Annotated in this window: 19 protein-coding genes; 12 read left to right on the forward strand and 7 right to left on the reverse strand. The window is 44.2% G+C overall.

The features are described 5' to 3' along the window. Positions 1–3 precede the first annotated feature (3 nt). Entirely contained in the window at positions 4–438 is a 435-nt protein-coding gene (locus B3O12_RS12770; protein WP_286756551.1) for a hypothetical protein, read from the reverse strand. Between the two features lie 75 nt (positions 439–513). On the opposite strand from B3O12_RS12770, the gene trxA reads away from it, so the two are divergent. Next, entirely contained in the window at positions 514–810 is a 297-nt protein-coding gene (gene trxA, locus B3O12_RS12775) for a thioredoxin (RefSeq protein ID WP_189629127.1), read from the forward strand. Here trxA and B3O12_RS12780 read toward each other — a convergent pair whose 3' ends face one another. From B3O12_RS12780 to dxs, 4 genes are read right to left on the reverse strand one after another with little or no spacing between them, the layout of a single operon-like run. Beyond that, positions 811–1,251: an RES family NAD+ phosphorylase gene (locus B3O12_RS12780; RefSeq protein ID WP_286756553.1), complete on the reverse strand. Its 441-nt coding sequence runs from the start codon at positions 1,249–1,251 to the stop codon at positions 811–813. Continuing rightward, positions 1,252–1,668, reverse strand: coding sequence for an antitoxin Xre/MbcA/ParS toxin-binding domain-containing protein (locus tag B3O12_RS12785; RefSeq protein ID WP_286756554.1), 417 nt, complete (start codon positions 1,666–1,668; stop codon positions 1,252–1,254). It lies immediately after the preceding gene. Between the two features lie 27 nt (positions 1,669–1,695). Next, a complete protein-coding gene (locus tag B3O12_RS12790; RefSeq protein ID WP_286756555.1) occupies positions 1,696–2,469 on the reverse strand; it encodes an alpha/beta fold hydrolase in 774 nt (257 codons plus the stop codon). Further along, positions 2,456–4,390, reverse strand: a complete 1,935-nt coding sequence (dxs, locus tag B3O12_RS12795) for a 1-deoxy-D-xylulose-5-phosphate synthase (protein ID WP_286756556.1) — start codon at positions 4,388–4,390, stop codon at positions 2,456–2,458. The genes B3O12_RS12790 and dxs overlap by 14 nt, the downstream gene beginning before the upstream one ends. A 147-nt stretch (positions 4,391–4,537) precedes the next feature. Between dxs and B3O12_RS12800 the strand changes: the two genes are divergently transcribed. Together B3O12_RS12800 and B3O12_RS12805 are read left to right on the forward strand one after the other, a co-directional pair. After that, positions 4,538–5,293 carry a segregation and condensation protein A gene (locus B3O12_RS12800; protein ID WP_189629132.1) on the forward strand — a complete coding sequence of 252 codons (756 nt, stop codon included), beginning with the start codon at positions 4,538–4,540 and terminating at the stop codon, positions 5,291–5,293. Position 5,294: 1 nt separating this feature from the next. After that, entirely contained in the window at positions 5,295–6,320 is a 1,026-nt protein-coding gene (locus tag B3O12_RS12805; protein ID WP_286756558.1) for a lysylphosphatidylglycerol synthase domain-containing protein, read from the forward strand. Positions 6,321–6,372: 52 nt separating this feature from the next. Here the strand turns inward: B3O12_RS12805 and B3O12_RS12810 are convergent, their stop codons facing one another. Continuing rightward, positions 6,373–6,792, reverse strand: a complete 420-nt coding sequence (locus B3O12_RS12810; protein ID WP_189629134.1) for a nucleoside-diphosphate kinase — start codon at positions 6,790–6,792, stop codon at positions 6,373–6,375. A 189-nt stretch (positions 6,793–6,981) separates the two neighbouring features. Here B3O12_RS12810 and B3O12_RS12815 point away from each other — a divergent pair, with 189 nt between their 5' ends. The 7 genes from B3O12_RS12815 to secDF all read left to right on the forward strand — a co-directional run bounded on the left by B3O12_RS12815 (position 6,982) and on the right by secDF (position 14,094). Next, positions 6,982–8,007 carry a DHH family phosphoesterase gene (locus tag B3O12_RS12815; RefSeq protein WP_189629135.1) on the forward strand — a complete coding sequence of 342 codons (1,026 nt, stop codon included), beginning with the start codon at positions 6,982–6,984 and terminating at the stop codon, positions 8,005–8,007. A gap of 5 nt (positions 8,008–8,012) precedes the next feature. Then, positions 8,013–8,882 (forward strand): FKBP-type peptidyl-prolyl cis-trans isomerase, encoded by an 870-nt coding sequence (locus B3O12_RS12820; protein ID WP_189629136.1) that lies wholly within the window; start codon positions 8,013–8,015, stop codon positions 8,880–8,882. Next, positions 8,879–9,355, forward strand: a complete 477-nt coding sequence (locus B3O12_RS12825) for an FKBP-type peptidyl-prolyl cis-trans isomerase (RefSeq protein ID WP_229838530.1) — start codon at positions 8,879–8,881, stop codon at positions 9,353–9,355. Before B3O12_RS12820 ends, B3O12_RS12825 begins: the two co-directional genes overlap by 4 nt. A gap of 11 nt (positions 9,356–9,366) precedes the next feature. Continuing rightward, on the forward strand, positions 9,367–9,939 hold the full coding sequence (rdgB, locus tag B3O12_RS12830) for an RdgB/HAM1 family non-canonical purine NTP pyrophosphatase (RefSeq protein WP_286756559.1): 573 nt from the start codon (positions 9,367–9,369) through the stop codon (positions 9,937–9,939). Between the two features lie 30 nt (positions 9,940–9,969). Beyond that, positions 9,970–10,596, forward strand: a complete 627-nt coding sequence (udk, locus tag B3O12_RS12835; RefSeq protein WP_189629139.1) for a uridine kinase — start codon at positions 9,970–9,972, stop codon at positions 10,594–10,596. Between the two features lie 56 nt (positions 10,597–10,652). Further along, positions 10,653–10,988, forward strand: coding sequence for a hypothetical protein (locus tag B3O12_RS12840; RefSeq protein WP_286743915.1), 336 nt, complete (start codon positions 10,653–10,655; stop codon positions 10,986–10,988). 79 nt (positions 10,989–11,067) lie between these two features. Beyond that, entirely contained in the window at positions 11,068–14,094 is a 3,027-nt protein-coding gene (secDF, locus tag B3O12_RS12845) for a protein translocase subunit SecDF (RefSeq protein WP_286743917.1), read from the forward strand. A 147-nt stretch (positions 14,095–14,241) separates the two neighbouring features. Here the strand turns inward: secDF and B3O12_RS12850 are convergent, their stop codons facing one another. After that, the gene (locus tag B3O12_RS12850; RefSeq protein WP_286756561.1) at positions 14,242–15,138 is read right to left on the reverse strand and encodes an MBL fold metallo-hydrolase; all 897 of its coding nucleotides are present in this window, start codon (positions 15,136–15,138) and stop codon (positions 14,242–14,244) included. Between the two features lie 124 nt (positions 15,139–15,262). On the opposite strand from B3O12_RS12850, the gene B3O12_RS12855 reads away from it, so the two are divergent. Together B3O12_RS12855 and B3O12_RS12860 are read left to right on the forward strand one after the other, a co-directional pair. After that, positions 15,263–16,888 carry a M14 family metallopeptidase gene (locus B3O12_RS12855; protein ID WP_286756563.1) on the forward strand — a complete coding sequence of 542 codons (1,626 nt, stop codon included), beginning with the start codon at positions 15,263–15,265 and terminating at the stop codon, positions 16,886–16,888. A gap of 3 nt (positions 16,889–16,891) precedes the next feature. Continuing rightward, positions 16,892–18,388: a M28 family peptidase gene (locus B3O12_RS12860; protein ID WP_286756565.1), complete on the forward strand. Its 1,497-nt coding sequence runs from the start codon at positions 16,892–16,894 to the stop codon at positions 18,386–18,388. Positions 18,389–18,837: the final 449 nt, after the last annotated feature.

The raw sequence follows: 18,837 nt of genomic DNA on the forward strand, positions 1-18,837 counted from the left end.
AGATTATTTATACTTGAACTGGCTTCGAAGGACTTTTTCGAGCTCTGCTTTTTCAAACTTATTGAGTAACGGAATTCGTAAAACTTTACCCGTTTTTAATGTACAGATTAGCACTTCTCCTCTACGTAGACCATTATTTAGACAAACAATTCCCAAAGCAAGTGGAATAATTGGTACCACAAATTGCTCAATATATATGATGTCATCAGTGTTAATAAGAAAGTCTATTAACCTAATAATGTAATAGCTTGCAAACGCTATCAGACCAAGCCCCATACTTAACAGAACCATCCAGTTCTTGACCTGGGGCCCTCTTGTAATGTACACTTCTACTAAGTCAGTCTTAAGTAGTGTTTTATAGTCAAAGCCGTTTCGGAGTAAGTGAATACCATCATTCTCAATATGGAAATTCTTGTGTGTAAAGAGAGGTGTGCTCATGGTATTTTATCGAGAGAAATGAATGGAACATTAACCTATTTGATGTCGTTAGAAGATTGCTAATTTAATCAAGTAATGAAAGGAAAATTTGATGCTTTAGTGAGTCAGGATCAGCCGGTGTTGGTTGATTTTTATGCCGATTGGTGTGGCCCTTGCCAAATGATGGCACCTGTGTTGAAGGAAGTGGCACAGGAAATGGGCGACAGGCTTAAGGTCATTAAGATTGATGTAGATAAGAACCAGCCGATAGCTCAAAGATTTGGCGTTCGGAGCATTCCAATGCTTATTCTGTTCAAAAGCGGAGAGATACAATGGAAGAAGGCAGGGGCCATAACCAAACGAGAACTTACTCAACTACTCAGTCAGGTGTAATTAGAGCCTGTCATCCCAAAAGAAATTTTCTAGAGAGGCAATGCTCACATTCTTAAATGCAGGGTGCTTTGTATTGATCACATAGTTGAACTCAGAAGGTATCAGTACCGATGGAACCTTTAGCAAGAGTTGCTTACTTTCTTCATACCATTGAGAGCCTATTCTCTGCAACTGCGGATATGCCTTTACCGATTTCCAGTTTTTGGGGAGTTCTTCATCGGTTATTTCTTCAATCTCTGTTTCTGGGATTTCGATAACCATGGTTCTATAATTTCCGGCAGGAACCACTCCATTGGTATGGGTTAGTAGTTCCAGGGCACATAAGGCTCTGGATTCAGCAGCGTAAATCACATGCTGGCCATCTTTGTTCCACCGGTTCATTCGTCCCGATGCCACTAGCTCACGGGAATATTCCTCCCTACAGACTCTGAAAACCCTCATTTAAATAGTGTCTCCTGATTCTATGGAGCACAGCTTATGATCTAAAAACTGTATGCCCGATATAGTTTTGAGAAATTGAAATGGCGGCAGGTTGTCAAAAAAGTAATTGGGCCTTTCTAGCCATTCGGTGAGTTTCTCTTTGCTGCCAAACACCTTAACTCCATGCTTCAGAACCGATAACATGGCCAATGTATGCTCTTGCTGTATGGGCTTTAACTCAACGGTTTTGTCTCGGTAGCTTCTATAGGTTTTTACGTTGATGTTCAGGCACTCGGAAATAATTTCATCATTGAGAGTGGTGAACTCTTTAATGAATGGCACATAGTTGGAGCTTATGGTATGGCCTATCAAATAGGCCACAAACGCCTCATCTACGACTGAATCTGGAAATTCGGGTATGGTGTATTCTTTGCCCATACCCTAAGGTATTAATTTTTTCTTGAATCAGGTAATTTTACCTAAATAATTTTCCAAAATTACCTTAATCTGATTTTCGTCTTCAAACATGCCCATATGCCCAATTTCTGGCAGAATATAACCGTCTACCTTGTCTCTCGCATATATGTGTTCTTCAGAAACCCGGGCGGGAATCCTTATGTCTTCACTCCCTCCTATATAAAGGCAGTGATTCGCTATGTTTTGCCATACTTCAAATCTGTCCTTTCGGTCTCTCATGGCCAGAGTATAAGCCACTATGGTTTCAACTTTCGTATTCACTCCCATGGCATGCACCATGGCAACAGCCTCTTGGCAATAGGCAAGGTTGTTTTTTGCGAATAGACTTGGAGCAAAAGTCTCTATCCACTTTTCATGACCATGCTTGCCAATGAATTCAATCACCCTGTTTCTATTGATTTTTCCTTCCTCCGAGTCTGCAAAGGCAGTAGAGTGTACCAAGCCCACACCGGCTACAAGTTTAGAGTACAGCTCGGCCAGGGCCAAACAAACGTAACCTCCAAGCGAGTGGCCAATAAAAACTGCTTTATCAATTTTCTGATCCTCGACCCAGTCGGCCACGGCAGAGGCTACTGACTCCAGGCTCACTGTGGTTTGCCACAAGGGCGATTGACCAAAACCTGGCAGGTCTATGGTGTAAACCTTATAATTCTTTGATAGAGTGGGTACAAGGTGCTTCCACATTTCATGGTTTTCACAGAAACCGTGGATGAGGACAACCGGCAACCCTTCACCTTCAACCTTGAAGTTAATTGCTGGCATAGGAGCTCGTCACCTTTACTCCAAGCATTTGTCTTACGGTGTTGGCAATACCCAGCGGATCGAAACCACATTCAGCGTGCAGTTCGAGTTGAGTGCCATGTTCAACAATTCGGTCGGGGATACCCAAAATTTTGATTTGAGCAGAGTAATTGTTTTGAGCCATAAATTCTAAAATGGCACTGCCGAAGCCACCCATCACACACCCATCTTCTACCGTAACTACTTTCTTGAAGTTCCTGAAAATATCGTGCAATAGTTCTTCATCCAGAGGCTTAACAAAACGCATATCATAGTGGGCAGGAACAAGGCCTTGCTCAGCCAGCATTTCTTTGGCTTCTACGGCATAGTTGCCCATATGGCCAAGAGTTAAAATGGCCAAATCCTTTCCGTCAGAAATTTTTCGGCCGGTGCCAATGGCTATTTTTTCCATGGCTGTGCGCCACTCAGGCATTACACCTTCCCCCCTGGGGTAACGAATAGTAAAGGCCTGTCCTTGGCGCGGAAGCTGAGCCGTGTACATCATGTTGCGAAGTTCGGCTTCATTCATTGGGGCGGCCACAATCATGTTGGGTATGCAGCGCATGTAAGCAATATCATAGGCTCCATGGTGTGTGGGGCCATCTGCACCGGCAAAACCGGCTCTATCGAGGCAGAAGTTGACCGGTAAATCCTGAATGCACACATCGTGAATTACCTGATCGTATGCCCGCTGCATAAACGTACTATATATGTTACAGAAAGGTACCAGTCCTTGCGTAGCCAACCCGGCAGAGAAAGTAACAGCGTGCTGTTCGGCAATTCCTACATCGAACGCCCGATCGGGCATTGCTTTCATCATTATGTTCATGGAAGAACCGGAAGGCATAGCCGGAGTTACCCCCATAATTTTATCGTTCTTTTCGGCCAGTTCTACGAGTGTATGACCAAACACCTCCTGATACTTAGGAGGAGTGGGTTTGTCTTGAACTTTCTTAAAAACCTCACCTGTCACCTTATCGAACTTGCCGGGAGCATGCCAGGTAGTGGCATTTCCTTCTTCGGCCGGTTTGTAGCCTTTCCCCTTTACCGTAACACAATGCAATATTTTCGGACCCGGAATATCCTTCAGGTCATTCAAAACATGGGTTAAGTGGTGTACATCGTGTCCGTCTACCGGGCCAAAATACCTTAAGTTGAGCGACTCAAAAAGATTGCTTTGCTTGAGAAGCAATGCTTTAAGGGAATGTTCTACTTTAGAAATTATATCTTGGGCACTTTTTCCAAACTTGGAGAACTTGCTCAATATTTTCCACACATCGTCTTTTACCTTGTTGTAGGTGTGGGAGGTTGTCACATCAGTAAGGTAATCTTTGAGTGCCCCCACATTTGGGTCTATCGACATGCAGTTATCATTCAGGATGATAAGTAAATTGGCATTAGTTGAACCCGCATGGTTCATGCCCTCAAATGCCAGACCGCCAGTCATGGCACCATCACCAATAACTGCAATGTGCTGTCGGTTATCGTTCTTGTATTGGTTGGCAATGGCCATACCAAGAGCACCAGATATGGAGGTAGAAGAATGACCTACCCCAAACGTATCGTACTCACTTTCTTTTCTTTTTGGGAAGCCCGAAATGCCGTTGTACATCCGGTTGGTATGGAAAATGTCACGTCTTCCGGTTAATATTTTATGGCCATAGGCCTGGTGCCCAACATCCCAAACCAGCTGATCGATTGGCGTATTGAATACATAATGAATAGCCACCGTCATTTCTACCACCCCCAAACTAGCACCAAAATGGCCTCCATATACAGAGACGTTGTCTATGATGAATTGTCTGAGCTCATCGCATATCTGAACCAGTTGGGCCTGATCCAGTTTTTTTAAGTCTGCGGGAGAATCGATTTTCGAAAGTAGTGGCCCTGGCTTTATCAACATTGCTTAGTTTGAATGTCTAATGAACAAACAGATACTACAAATGTTTTCATCAGACTTTTATAACAAGCCGTAAAATTAAAAATAATTTTTGCTCCATCCGTTCCATTCTGTCAATCTCTATATATTTGATTCAAAAGAAATTATCCGGTGAGTTTCGAAATAAAGCTTCCATTGTTCGAAGGCCCTTTCGACCTGCTGTTGTTTTTTATTCAGCGAGACGAGCTGGATATTCATGATATTCCCATCAATAAAATCACTAAGGACTTTCTGGACTATCTCCATCATTTGGAACAACTCAACGTTGAAGTAGCCAGTGAGTTCATTTTAGTGGCAGCTACGCTCATGCGTATCAAAGCTAAAATGCTTTTGCCTCGTCCTGTTTTAGACGAAGAAGGCAACGAGGTTGATCCGCGAGAGGAGCTGGTCAGGCATTTGTTGGAATATAAGAAGTACAAATCGGTAGTAGAAGAGCTGGCCAATATGGAACACACCCGTTCCTTGCAGGAGTCTCGTGGCAACATTGCCAGGGAACTTAAAAAGCTTGCTGAAGGAAATAATGTGGAGGCAGAGCTGCAAGATATTGACCTCTATAAATTACTCAGGGTGTTTCAAAAGGTAATGTCGCGCTATGAATATGAGCAAAGCAAACCGAAGCACGAAGTAGTGCAATATCCCTATTCCATTGCCAAACAGCGCCAGTACATACTGGATCAGTTGGTAGAAATACCGCGACTTTCATTTACACAGCTCATTGAGTTTGAACCCAACAAAATTGCAGTCATATTCAACTTCCTCTCCATTTTAGACCTGTTGCAAATGAGGCAAATTACTATGCACCTGGGAGAAGGCTTCAATAATTTCTGGATTGAGCGTTTGGAAGAAGACCTAGTATCGGAGGGGTAGCATGGAGCGGGCCAAGGCGCAAAAAGTTCTCAACCCTAAGAGTGTTTGGTTACCTGTTGTTATTGGCATTTCTATAGTAGTCTTTCTGGCTTATAGAGACGATCAGTTTTCAGGCCGTTCACTTCAATTGTTTTCCGATTTCCGGGTGGCTTTCCTGCTTTTTGTGTTTTTTCTACTGCTTATTAAAGACGGGCTGAATGCTTTTCGTATTCGGCTACTCTCTCATGGGCAGTTAAATGGGCTTTCGGCCATACGCATTGTGCTGCTTTGGGAGTTTGCCATTGCCGTAACGCCTCCCGTTATTGGTGCCGCTGCTGTTTTGGTTTTCATAGTATACAAGGAAGGTCAGCCATTGGGAAAGGCCCTTGCCTACACCTTGTTGCTGGCCATTCTCGATAATCTTTTTTTTCTAACAGCTTCTCCATTGGCAATTGGGTTGAGCAACGGAGCGGTATTTCCGATCTTAAAAGAAGCTCCGGCTTATTTTGAATCGGGAGTGAGTCGGGTTTTTTGGTTGAGCTATACCTCCATTGCTTTTTATACCTTCTTTATGCTTTCGGCACTTTTATTTTTTCCTGAAACCGTAAAGAAAATACTCACCTACCTAATGACTATCAGGGTTCTGAGGCGCTGGAAGGAGCCAGTTGTTCAGCAAAGTGAGGAGTTGGTGTTAGCTTCAAAAGTGCTGAGGGGCCAATCGCCAGTATATTGGGTTAAGTTGCTGGCTGCCACCTATGCCATCTGGATTTTTAAGTTTGCTCTAATAAACGCCTGGGTGAGTGGGTTTAATCAAGTTTCTGTAAACGACCAGCTTCTCATGCTGGGTCGGCATCTCACCATGTGGGTGGTTATGCTGGTATCTCCTTCTCCGGGCAATGCCGGCACAGCCGAGTTCATTTTTCCGGTTTTCTATGAAGATTTTGCAGGGAAATACACCTTTATTTCCGGCCTGTTATGGCGGCTCACCACTTATTATCCCTACTTAATTGCCGGGGTTTTGCTTATTCCCAAATGGTGGAAAAAATAAAAGCGCCTGAGTGTTTCTCAAGGCGCTTTTAAAACTTGCTTAATGCTTATGCTTAGAATCTCTCAAACTCAGAGAAGAAGAAGTTACCTTCTATGGCTGCGTTTTCGTCAGAGTCAGAGCCATGAACAGCATTTTCGCCAATAGACTTAGCATATAATTTTCTAATTGTTCCTTCAGCAGCTTCGGCTGGATTGGTAGCACCAATAAGGGTTCTGAAGTCGGCCACAGCGTTGTCTTTTTCCAGAATAGCGGCTACAATTGGTCCGGAAGACATGTACTCAACAAGCTCTCCGTAGAATGGTCTTTCGCTATGCACAGCATAGAACTTTCCGGCCAGTTCGGCAGAAAGTCTTGTGTATTTCATAGCGATGATTTTGAAGCCTGCCTCCTCAATCATTTTCAAAATTGCTCCCATGTTACCATCCGCCACAGCATCAGGCTTAATCATTGTAAAGGTTCTGTTACCTGCCATTTTATTTGTCGTAAAATTGTTGCGTTTCAAAATTCGGTCGCAAAAATAGAAGATAATTTCGATTTAAACCCCTTAAGCTACGTTCTTTTAAATTCTTAATAATCAGATAATCAAGGCCTAGCATTGTTTGGTAAAACAATTCTTGTCAAATTTGCCCTCCTTTCAAAGACCCTTAGGGTTGTTGATTGCATGCAAGACATCAAAGAACTTCAAAATAAATTAGCCAAACCCTCTAAAGTCGTCATTACAACCCATGATAAGCCAGATGCTGATGCACTGGGCTCTTCACTGGGAATGGCCAACTACTTGCTCAAGCTTGGACATGAGGTTACGGTAATTACCCCTTCAGATTATCCGGCTTTTCTTCACTGGATGAAAGGTAACGATAAGGTGAAGATTTTTACGGAAGAAGATCCTAACGACTGCCGGCAGTGGATCGAAGAGGCCGCCCTTATTTTCTGTCTCGATTTTTCAGTACTGAGCCGAATCAACGAATTGGGTGAGATGGTTAGAGCGGCCAGCGGCTATAAAGTAAATGTAGACCACCACCTGGATCCGGAAGATTTTGCCGATTTTAGGTATTGGAGTACCCAGGCCGCTGCTACTTGCGAACTTTGCTACCAACTTATTGTAGACCTGGGCCACAATAACCTCATCGATAAAGACATTGCCGAATGTTTGTATGCCGGTATTATGACCGACACAGGAGGTTTTAGGCACCCAAACACAACCAAAAATGTACATGAGGTTGTGGCAAAGCTTATTGAGAAAGGAGCCGATAACAGTAGAGTAGCTAAAAACATATATGACAGAAACTCCCTGAACAGGTTGCGTTTTATAGGCTATGCCCTCAGTGAAAACATGCAGGTGTTGCCCGAGTATCGAGTGGCCTATTTTGCCATTACTGAAGAGGAATTGGCCAGATACGAATCGAAAACCGGTGATACCGAAGGGCTGGTAAATTATGCCCTGTCTATAGAAGGAGTTACATTGGCGGGCCTCTTTAAGGAGGCCGATGGCAAAGTGAAAATATCTCTCCGCTCCATTGGAGACTTCCCGGCCAATGAACTAGCCGCAAAATATTTTAATGGTGGAGGCCATAAAAATGCGGCCGGAGGAAGGGTAGAAAAAAGCCTTTCCGAAACCATCGAATACTTTAAAAGCATACTTCCGGAGTATGCCAACCAACTAGAAGACGAATACAAGAAACTATGAGAAATATGAAGAAATATCTTCCTGCGGTTGCCCTTGCGGTAGCCTTGATGGGCTGTGACAGCACACCAAAATACGTTGAGCTTGAATCTGGCCTGAAATTTAGAAAATTGGTGAAGGGCGATACCACCAAAGCCCAACCTACCGATGTAATGAATGTGGTAATGACCCACGTAGAGGGCGATTCAGTGCTCTATGATTCCGGCTCCGATCCAGGCTATTTTGTGAATCCAAGCGTAGGGTTGCCGCCCAACTTGCAAGAGGCTTTTTTACTTTGTAGCAAGGGAGATAGCGTTCAGATTGAAATGCCTTACACCGAGTATGCCACAATGACCGGCAGGCCGGTGGGAGCTGCAGACAGCTCGAAAGTTGTTACCTGGAATATTAAAGTGCGCGAAATAGAAAATGAACAGGTGGTAATAGACCGACTGGTAGGCGAGCAGTTGGAGAAAGACAAAGTAAAAATCAACGAATACCTCGTTAACAATAATTTAGAAGCTACTGAAACAGAAGAAGGTGTTTCGGTAGTAACTTTGAAAAAAGGAAATGGAAAGTACCCGGCTTCGGGCGATAAAGTGGGAGTGAATTACGTTTTACGCCTGTTAGACGGTACTATTATTGACACCAGTTATGAGGAACTAGCTAAAGAAAATGGTCTGTATAATCCAAACAGAGATTATGCACCCTATTCTTTTACTTTAGGTAACAGAGAAGTGATTCAAGGCTGGGATGTGGCCATTCCTAATGTGGATCAGGGAGGAAAAGCCAGGCTCTTAATTCCTTCTAAGTTAGGTTATGGCTCAAGAAATACAGGAGGACCGATACCTCCTAATTCCGTTTTGGTTTTCGATGTTGAAGTAGTTGAATTGAACAAATGATGAAAGTAAGGTTTTTGTTAATGGTGTTGTTCGTTGCCCTGATGGGTTGCGATGGTGAAGAGGTTTTTGACGAGGCGCAACAATTGGCCATTGATAGAAAGCTCATTGAAGACTACCTGGCCGAAAATAATATTGTAGCTCAGGAGGTTGGTGAAACCGGAATCATGTATGTGATTCATCAGGCCGGTTCAGGGCCCAAAGCCGCTTTTGCCAACTCAGTTTTCACCCATTACAGAGGTTATTTGCTCGATGGCACCGAGTTCGATACTTCCTCAGGTCGGGGCGTTTTCGATTTTGTGATTGGAGCCGGACAGGTAATAAGAGGATGGGAGTTAGGTTTTCAGGAACTAAACAAAGGGGCTAGTGCCACATTGTTTATTCCTTCTAAATATGGCTATGGTTCTACCCGTCAGGGTTCTATTCCACCTAACTCCGTATTGCTTTTCGATGTAGACGTGGTAGACATTCGCTAATAATAGCAGCAATGCAAATTTGCTTTACCACCAATAACCAACACAAGCTCCAAGAAGTAAAAGCCATGCTTGGCGATAGCATCAAACTACTGTCGCTGAGCGATATTGGCTTTGAAGGAGAAATTCCTGAAACCCACGAAACCCTGGAGGAAAATTCGTTGGAGAAAGCCCGGTATATTTTCGATCGGTTTGGTACAGCCATTTTCTCTGATGACTCAGGCTTGGAAGTAGATGTGCTAAATGGTAGGCCGGGCGTCCATACGGCCCACTACTCGGGTAGCCGCCATGCCGTAGACAATATGACCAAGGTGCTAAACGAAATGGGAGATACCTCCAATAGAGCCGCGCGTTTCAGAACTGTAATGACCTACATTAGCTCTCAGGGAGAAGTTCATCAGTTTCAGGGTATTGTGGAAGGAACCATTGCTGCAAAAATAGCGGGTTCCGATGGTTTCGGATATGATCCCATTTTTATACCCAATGGGTACAACAAAACTTTTGCAGAATTGCCGGCAGAGGTTAAAAATAGTATCAGTCATAGAAAAAGAGCCCTAGACAAGCTTATTCAGTTTCTTAATCAATAAACATTTTCAGTTCCTTTCTAACTTTGCACGATGGAAAAGCCCTACATCATTGGTATTTCAGGCGGAAGCGGTTCAGGGAAAACACTCTTTCTCAACGAACTTAAAAAGTGTTTTGATGCCAAATCGGTAACCTGCATTTCACAAGACGACTACTACATGCCACGTGAGTATCAGTTGGTAGATAAAAATGGTCAGCACAACTTCGACAGGCCCGAGTCCATAGACCATGAGCACTTTGCCAGCGACCTCAAAGCTCTGAGTGAAGGCAAAGAAGTGGAGAAGGAAGAATATACCTTCAACAATCCGAGCATTGTGCCCAAGAAGATTATTCGAAGACCGGCTCCTGTTATTCTCGTAGAAGGCATATTCATTTTTCATTACAAAAAAGTGGCCGAATTGCTCAATCTGAAAGTGTTCATTGATGCTAAAGACTATATTAAGCTTCAGAGAAGACTTAAGAGAGACAGGGAAGAGAGAGGATACGATGCAGACGATGTGCTGTATAAATATGAGAACCATATAATGCCCTCTTTCCAAAAGTATATAGCCCCTTACAAAGAAACGGCAGACCTGATAGTGCCAAACAATACGGACTTTCAGAATGCTTTAGATGTACTAAAGGCTGTAATAACCTCAAAAATACCGGTTAAAGCCTAGGATTTTCGGTGCATTTGCTACATTTGTGACCCAATATGAGAAAAAAGGCTATATCCATGAACAAACTAAAACAGACCCTGGTGTTTCTGCTAGGCTTGTTTGTGGCTGTTTTTGTGGTAGCCCAGGAGGTGCTGGAGATTCCGTGTGAAGAATCGACCGAAAAACAGGAGCAAGCCGAAGGAGAAGATTCTCAAGAGGTGGTCTATGAATATACCTGCGATGCCCTTTTACCGGCCAGCGGTGTTCATATAGAACCCTTTGAGGCCATACTTATTGCGGAAATAGGTTTTGAGATTACCGAGGAGCCACACCCGCTAGTGAGTGTTCCCTTATGTAATTCGCCTTATTACAAGACTCTATTCAGGCAAATAATATCGCCTAACGCGCCATAGGGAAAAGCCCTTTTTCCCTGATAGAACCCAACGGTTCACCTTTATTATTACTCCAATTTTTGCAAAACATACTATTAACATGAAGAATAAGAATACCATTGTATTTCTGACGCTCGTAATTACAGCACTCTGTCTGTATTACTTGTCAATCACCTTCTTTTCGAGGGGTATTCAGGCCGATGCCATAGAATATGCCAAGAATGAGCAAGGCGTTATCGATCAAAGTAAAAAACAAGCCTACCTGGATTCCATTTGGTTAGAGCCTGTTTTGAATCTGTTAGGTGCCGAGTTTACCTACAAAGAAATTAAAGAACAAGAACTCAATCTGGGGCTCGACTTGCAGGGAGGTATGCATGTAACCCTGGAGGTTTCTCCGGTAGAAATTATTAAAGGATTGGCCGGAAACAGCCAGGACGCTAACTTTCTGCGAGCACTGGAACTGGCCACAGAGCGCCAGCGTAACAGCCAGGCACCATTTACGCAGTTGTTTCAGAATGCCTACAACGAAGTAAACCCTGACGGGCGCTTGAGCAGAATTTTTGCCAATGCGGCCAACCGAGGAAAAATTAGCTTTGAGTCTACCAATGCAGAAGTAATGCAAGTGATTGAAGAAGAGGTAGACCAGGCCATAGATAGGGCTTTCCAGATTTTGAGAACCAGAGTAGACCGCTTTGGTACGTCTCAGCCTAATATTCAGAGAATTCAGGGTACAGGTAGAATTCAGATTGAACTACCGGGAGTAGATAACCCTGCCAGGGTAAGAAAACTGCTTCAAGGTGTGGCTAAGCTCGAATTCTGGGAAGTGTATCGTGAAAATGAGATACTGCCAACACTCAACGCCATAAATGAAGAGGCATTAAAGATTGAGAAGCTTAGCAATAGCAATAGCCTCAATACAGAAATTAACACTGCCGCCAAAGAAGGTGAAACACCTAATTCACTGGAGGCTAAAATAGCTCAAACAGATAGTGCCAAAACAGACTCAACTAGCCTCGATGCTGCTACTTCCGGTTTATCTAAGTTTTTTAGTCTTAGAAGACAAGGCCCTTATCAGGGATTTTTCTATAATCTGGCGGATACGTCTCAGATTAACAGAATTCTTAAGCATGAGCGCATAAAGCGTGTTATTCCTGCCAATCTGGACTTTAAATGGGGAGTAAAACCGGTTGAAGAAACTGAGCTTCTTATTCTATATCCCATCAAAGTATCGCGTGGAGAGGCTCCTCTAACCGGAGAAGTAATAACCGATGCCAGACAAACTTTAGATGAAAGAGCACGACCTGCAGTAAGCATGCAAATGAATACGGTGGGTGCAAAAAAATGGAAAAACATAACCGGCCAGAACATTAACCGACAAATCGCCATTGTACTGGACAACTATGTATATACGGCTCCAAATGTAACTGGAGAGATACCAAACGGCAGCTCTTCGATTTCAGGAAACTTTACTCAAGAAGAGGCAGAAGATTTGGCCAATATTCTCAAGGCCGGTTCTTTACCAGCACCAACCCGAATTGTGGAAGAAGCGGTAGTAGGACCAACTTTAGGTAAGGAAGCCCAGCGTCAGGGAGTTACCTCTATAGTAGCTGGTCTTTTGATAGTGATTGTGTTCATGATCTTCTATTATGCCAAAGGAGGTATTGTAGCCAATGTGGCTCTGTTGTTCAACATCTTCTTTATTCTGGGTATTCTGGCCAATATTGGCTCTGCTCTTACCCTTCCGGGTATTGCAGGTATAGTACTTACCATCGGTATGTCTATCGATGCCAACGTACTGATCTTTGAAAGAATAAGAGAAGAACTAAGAAACGGTATTCCATTGCTTCAAGCCATAAGTTCAGGTTATCAAAAAGCTTATAGCTCTATTATAGATGCCAACGTAACCACTTTGCTTACCGGTGCAATTCTTTACTTCTTAGGTCAGGGGCCTGTGAAAGGATTTGCCATTACCCTGATAATAGGTATCATTTGCTCATTCTTCTCAGCGGTATTTATTACCAGAGTAATTGTTACCTGGATGACCAAGAAAGGAAACGACAGCAATATTTCGTTCGAGACCCCACTTTCAAGAGGTTGGTTGTCCAATATCAACCTGGACTTCCTTGGCAAAAGAAGAATGGCCTACATTATTTCTGCGGTGGTAATTACTTTGGGTATTTCTGCCCTCTTTACCAGTGGTCTTAGACTTGGGGTAGACTTTAAGGGAGGTCGTTCTTATGTGGTCGAGTTCGATGAGCCCATGGTGGCTTCAGATATTAAAAGTGCTCTTTCTTCGGGCGTGTTTACTGAGGCCGGTGTGGAGGTGAAAACCTATGATGCCAGCAACGTGCTTAAGATTACCACCTCTTATCTGGTAGACGAAGAGTCTACCGAAGCGGATAATCAGGTTAAAGATGCCCTAACCCAAGGTATTGAAAACGCTACCGGAAAAACCTTTGTGGATGGTACGGTAGATCTCAGCGAAGGCCAGTTTACTATTGGAGCTTCATCTAAAGTTGGAGCAACCATTGCCGATGACATCAAGAAGTCTTCGTTCGAAGCCTTCGGGTTGTCCATTCTGGCCATATTCGTTTACATTCTGGCCCGATTTAGAAGATGGCAGTTCTCGTTAGGTGCCATCTTAGCTCTGATTCACGATGCTACCATTGTGCTTTCTGCATTTGCTATTGCAGGTTGGTTTGGTCTGAGCTTTGAAATCGACCAGGTATTCATCGCATCCCTGTTAACCATTATTGGTTACTCCATCAACGATACGGTGGTTGTATTCGACAGGATCCGTGAAAACCTTCAACTTAAGGGAGGGAAAGACCTGATCGGAACCTTCAATATGTCTATCAATTCTACCATCAGCCGTACACTCATTACTTCTATGACAACCCTCATTGTGGTATTGGTGCTATTGATTTTTGGTGGTGAGGTATTGAGAGGATTCTCGTTTGCCTTGTTGGTGGGTATATTAGTAGGTACTTATTCTTCAGTTTTCATTGCCACCCCAACAGTGGTAGACTTAACGAAGAAAACACTTACCGCAGCTGCCGATAAAGAGCAGGCAAGTGCCAGAGCCAAAGCTGCCGCCAAGGCTGAAGCTTCAGCACAGCAAGGATAATATCAACAGAGGGGCTTTGGCCCCTCTTGTTTTAAGCTATAAAAAAGGCTACCCCACAACTCTAATCCGGAAAGGGTATGTGTTAACCAACATACCGCTTCGGGAATAAAGTGACTGAGGTAGCCTTCTTGTTTTGAAAAATGAGAGCTATTCTCCAAATAGTTCGAGCCATGCCGCTTGCACAGCCCTCGACTGATTCCCCTTCCATTCCGGAGCTCCCGGTATCTCATTGGCTTGAGCCAGTTCTTCTTTTGTCTTTCCGTTGGCTTTCCCTTTCTTCACAAAACTTAGTACCTGGGCCAGGTAGTTCTGAAAAGCTTTGAGGTCTTCTCTGTTGCCGGTTATTTCATAGCCCTCTCCGGAGTGGCCATAAACAAACAAAGTGTCTGCATCGAAGGTGTTGTAGGCTTTTTCAAGCACCTGTTGCCAGTTGGCTATGTCGGCTCCTGCCGATTTATCGATGTAAGGCACCCGTCTGTTAAACAATAAGTCTCCGGTGTGTACAATGTTTGCATTTTCAAAATGTACAAACGAATCACCGTTAGTGTGTCCTGCGCCAAAATAATGGAGAGCTATGCGTTCATCACCTACCCTTTCTCTGTGCACACCACTCTTATACGTAGTATTGGGTAATAGCTGGCCGTCTAGTCCACCGCGGGCTTCAGCAGTAGTTTTCTGGTTGAGCATAGAGTTTTCATGGGCCACTACCTTGTTCACCAAGCCCTTAAAGGCAATGTTGCCGGCTGTGTGATCGCCATGGTGATGCGTGTTTACCAGAAGGTCTATCTTCCGCTCCGATTGTTTTTTAATCTCATCAATAAGGTGTTGCGATTGATCGGGGAACTGAGAGTCTACCACAGCTATTCCTTCACTACTGATCATGTAGGCAATAGTTCCGCCCCTTTCCGTAAAAATGCCCACATTGTTGCGGAGTACCTTCATTTGATATCCGTTTTGAAACAAGAGCTTTACCAGAGGCGAAGAAAGGCTAAGGCCGGCCGTGCTAATAATGGATTTTTGAATAAAGTGTCGTCTGCTAATCATGGGATTCAATTTGTATGAAATTACACGGTTCGTTTTCCAAGTACCAACCACTTATGTAATTGAAAGTTTAGATACGGCCTGTGTTGGGCGTTTTTTGGTATTTTGGGCGACTAAATTTCAACTCATGAAGCAAATACTGATTGTTCTTCTCGTTTCATTAACACTTTCCCTTCAGGGGCAAGAATGGCCCAGGGAGTTGCTTACTCACCCCGAACTGACAGCCTACCGCGAAACCTCCAGCTATGAACAGGTGATGGGTGTGGTAAAGGCCGCCATAAAAGATAGCCCATATGCTCACCTCATTTCTATGGGGCAGTCTAAAGAAGGAAAAGATATTCCCGTAGTAGTAATGGCCAACCCGAAAGTGACTTCGGCTGAAGAAGCAAAAGCCACCGGAAAGCCTATAATTTATGTTCAGGGCAATATTCACTCCGGTGAGGTGGAAGGCAAAGAAGCTCTGCAGGTACTGTTGCGCGAAATATTAAAAGGAGAGCGTAGCTATTTGCTCGACAATCAGATATTGCTTTTTGCACCCATTTACAATACCGATAGCAACGATAAAATGGAACAGGGCAGAAGACCTTCTCAGGAAGATAGCCCCGTAAAAGTAGGGATTAGGGCCAATAGCCAGGGTTGGGATCTCAATCGCGATGGAATGAAGGCTGAGGCATTGGAAACACAAGGGCTTTTTCAGAACATAATTGTTCCGTGGGACCCCGCCCTGTTTGTAGATCTACACACCACCAATGGTGTGTGGCATGGATACTCCCTCACCTGGGCACCTAGTTATCATACGGCCGGAGAGAAAGCACCATTTGATTATACCTGGAATAAAATTCTGCCTGATGTAACAGATAGAGTACTTAAAGATTATGGCATTTACCTTGGGCCATATGGCTACTTTTATACCCGAAGTGAAGGCTGGCCCATAAAGTCTATTTATACCTACAACCACCATCCGCGTTATCTGGTCAACCAGTTTGGTTTGCGGAATCGAATGGCCATACTCAGCGAAGCATTCGCTCATGAGCGCCTTTATCAGCGAATGGCCAGCACTTACGCCTTTGTGCGCGAAATTTTGGAATATACCCACAAACACGGCCGCGAAATACTGGAAGTGAACAAGACAGCAGAAGAGGCTGCCATTCGTTTGGTTAAGGAACAAGCAGGAAAGGTTAAAAAGGGAGTTCGGTTTGAAATGGTAGCCATGGAAGAACCCATAGACGAGTATAGAATATACAACCACGCCAAAACCACCAATGCTCAAGGACAGGAACAATACATTCGTTTGCCCGAAATTATTACCCTCAAAAATGTAGAAAATCACAGTGCATTCAATGCCACTGTTACTGCCACGCTTCCCAGGGGTTATGTAATACCCAAAGAAATGGGGCACATAGCCGCACATTTACAAATGCTGGGAGCAAAAGTAGATACCCTTACCCGAAATAGCCGGGCTACGGGCGAAGTATTTACTGCCACCGGGTTGGAGTTGGCCAATCGTCCTTTTGAAGGTCACAATATGGCTACGCTAGAAGGTTCATTTAGTAGCCAAACCCGCAGATTTAGCAAGGGCGATTTTTACGTAGATCTGGCACAGCCACTGGCCAATCTTATTTTCTACCTTATGGAGCCTCAGTCAGACGATGGCCTGGTCACCTGGAATTTCTTCGATGCTTATTTTGAAAAGCAGAATATTGCGGAAAAACCGGTAGAATATCCCATTTTTAAGTACTTCGAACTAAAGTAAACTATGAAAAAGAGACACCTTACCCTAATGTTGGGGGCCTGCATGCTTTCACTAGGAGCATGTGCCCAAAAGACCGATCTGGAAAAAACCCTGGAAACGGTCAGTCAGCAAACTATAAAAGATCACATTTACTACCTCGCGTCCGATGAAATGCGCGGTAGAGACACTGGGTCTGAAGAAATTTTGAAGGCGGCCGACTATCTGGCCAAACAGTTCGAAACTTATGGTGCAAAGCCGGTTCCAGGAGCCGATGGCTACTTTCAGCCGGTGCCGCTGCGTATGAAAACGCCTGCTACTTCGGCTTCTTTGGAGTTTAGCAATAAGTCTTTCGAACTTAATAAAGACTTTCTGATTGTAGACGGTCAAAGTGCTGAGGTAGAAGGAGAGGTAGTGTACCTCAATTATGCCTTTGAAGAAGATTATACCAATGCCGATGTGAAGGGTAAGATTGTATTTGCCAAAGCTGGCGATGGAAAGGTGTCTAGCCGTCAAGAGATACTACGCCTCAGTCGGGAGAAGTACGAAATCGCCAGAGCCAACGGAGCTCTGGGGTTGGTGGAGTTTTATAGTTCGCCCTCTACTCCATGGGAGCAGCTGGGTTTCCTTTTCAATAGGGTCAATATTAGCCTCGATAGTTTCGAAGATAAGGCAGAGATAATTCCACACCTGTGGTTGAAAGACCTGGACAATGCCAACCAACGGTTTATGATGACCAAGAGTATAAAACGTGCTTCAATTGGCATTGAAGGAATGAAAAATGAGCTTACCAAAGATAAAAACGTGGTGGCTATGGTAGAAGGAACAGACCCCGAACTGAAGGATGAATACATCATGTTTTCGGCCCATTACGACCACGTGGGTGTAGGACGACCCAACGAAGAAGGAGACTCCATTTATAACGGTACCAGAGACAATGCCATTGGTACAGTCACTGTGCTTTCAGCTGCTGAAAATATTGCCCGATACCCCATGAAGCGCAGCGCTTTATTTGTGTTGTTTACGGCCGAAGAGAAAGGGCTAGTGGGTAGCCGATACCTGGCCAACAATCCAATTATTCCTAATGAGCAAATTGTATTCTGCTGGAATAGTGATAATGGCGGGTATAATGATACCACCATTTCTACCATTATTGGTCTGGAAAGAACCACTGCGGCTCAGTATATTAAAGATGCTAATGTGGCATTTGGACTCACGGCCATCGATGATCCGGCCGGAGAACAAGGGCTTTTCGATAGATCTGATAACGTGAGTTTTGCCCGTAAGGGAATTCCAGCTCCCACGTATAGCCTGGGCTTTAGAGCCTTCGATGCAGAGATTATGAAGTACTACCACCAACCGGGAGACAACCCCAACACGGTGGATTATGACTACCTGGAGAAGTTTTTTAAGAGTTACGTGTATGCTTCGCGCCTGATAGGCAACGCTGCCGAAACACCTTTCTGGTTGCCCGGTGACAAGTACTACGAGACGGGACTTGAACTGTACGGAAGGGATAACTAGGGTTTATAACCCCTGCGCGCAAGCCCCAATGATAAATGGAGGCTGTCTTAAAAGCTAGTTAGCGTTACCCTGAACTTTCCTGCCTGTCGGTAGACAAGTTTAGGGTGATGAGTTTTGATGCTTTTGAGACAGCCTCTTTTTTGGAGCAACTTGTTGATCTTGGGCTCAAACGTCCATTCTAATGAAGGAATTGTCAGGCTAGTTTACTGTGCAGATGTCTCGGCTTCGCTCGACATGGAAAAGGGAGGTTGAGCCTGATTCTGTACATTCTTCCAGATGCTCTGAACAACCCCAATTTCTATCCTGACGAAGGAAGGAGCTGCAGAGCTAGTTTGCCTTGTAGATGTCTCGGCTTCGCTCGATATGGGAAAAGGGAGGTGGAGCCTGATTCTGTACATTCTTCCAGATGCTCTGAACAACTCCAATTTCTATCCTGACGAAGGAAGGAG

This window comes from Roseivirga sp. UBA838 (assembly GCF_002296035.1).
GTDB classification, from domain to species: domain Bacteria; phylum Bacteroidota; class Bacteroidia; order Cytophagales; family Cyclobacteriaceae; genus Roseivirga; species Roseivirga thermotolerans.

Excerpts from the sequence above, each read along its gene's own strand:
- B3O12_RS12840 (WP_286743915.1), top strand. The coding sequence starts at position 10,653 with ATGAACAAACTAAAACAGACCCTGGTGTTTCTGCTAGGCTTGTTTGTG.
- B3O12_RS12860 (WP_286756565.1), top strand. The coding sequence starts at position 16,892 with ATGAAAAAGAGACACCTTACCCTAATGTTGGGGGCCTGCATGCTTTCA.
- B3O12_RS12780 (WP_286756553.1), bottom strand. The coding sequence starts at position 1,251 with ATGAGGGTTTTCAGAGTCTGTAGGGAGGAATATTCCCGTGAGCTAGTG.
- B3O12_RS12850 (WP_286756561.1), bottom strand. The coding sequence starts at position 15,138 with ATGATTAGCAGACGACACTTTATTCAAAAATCCATTATTAGCACGGCC.
- B3O12_RS12805 (WP_286756558.1), top strand. The coding sequence starts at position 5,295 with ATGGAGCGGGCCAAGGCGCAAAAAGTTCTCAACCCTAAGAGTGTTTGG.
- B3O12_RS12815 (WP_189629135.1), top strand. The coding sequence starts at position 6,982 with ATGCAAGACATCAAAGAACTTCAAAATAAATTAGCCAAACCCTCTAAA.
- udk (WP_189629139.1), top strand. The coding sequence starts at position 9,970 with ATGGAAAAGCCCTACATCATTGGTATTTCAGGCGGAAGCGGTTCAGGG.
- B3O12_RS12790 (WP_286756555.1), bottom strand. The coding sequence starts at position 2,469 with ATGCCAGCAATTAACTTCAAGGTTGAAGGTGAAGGGTTGCCGGTTGTC.
- rdgB (WP_286756559.1), top strand. The coding sequence starts at position 9,367 with ATGCAAATTTGCTTTACCACCAATAACCAACACAAGCTCCAAGAAGTA.
- trxA (WP_189629127.1), top strand. The coding sequence starts at position 514 with ATGAAAGGAAAATTTGATGCTTTAGTGAGTCAGGATCAGCCGGTGTTG.
- B3O12_RS12855 (WP_286756563.1), top strand. The coding sequence starts at position 15,263 with ATGAAGCAAATACTGATTGTTCTTCTCGTTTCATTAACACTTTCCCTT.
- B3O12_RS12770 (WP_286756551.1), bottom strand. The coding sequence starts at position 438 with ATGAGCACACCTCTCTTTACACACAAGAATTTCCATATTGAGAATGAT.
- dxs (WP_286756556.1), bottom strand. The coding sequence starts at position 4,390 with ATGTTGATAAAGCCAGGGCCACTACTTTCGAAAATCGATTCTCCCGCA.
- B3O12_RS12785 (WP_286756554.1), bottom strand. The coding sequence starts at position 1,668 with ATGGGCAAAGAATACACCATACCCGAATTTCCAGATTCAGTCGTAGAT.
- B3O12_RS12820 (WP_189629136.1), top strand. The coding sequence starts at position 8,013 with ATGAAGAAATATCTTCCTGCGGTTGCCCTTGCGGTAGCCTTGATGGGC.
- B3O12_RS12825 (WP_229838530.1), top strand. The coding sequence starts at position 8,879 with ATGATGAAAGTAAGGTTTTTGTTAATGGTGTTGTTCGTTGCCCTGATG.
- secDF (WP_286743917.1), top strand. The coding sequence starts at position 11,068 with ATGAAGAATAAGAATACCATTGTATTTCTGACGCTCGTAATTACAGCA.
- B3O12_RS12810 (WP_189629134.1), bottom strand. The coding sequence starts at position 6,792 with ATGGCAGGTAACAGAACCTTTACAATGATTAAGCCTGATGCTGTGGCG.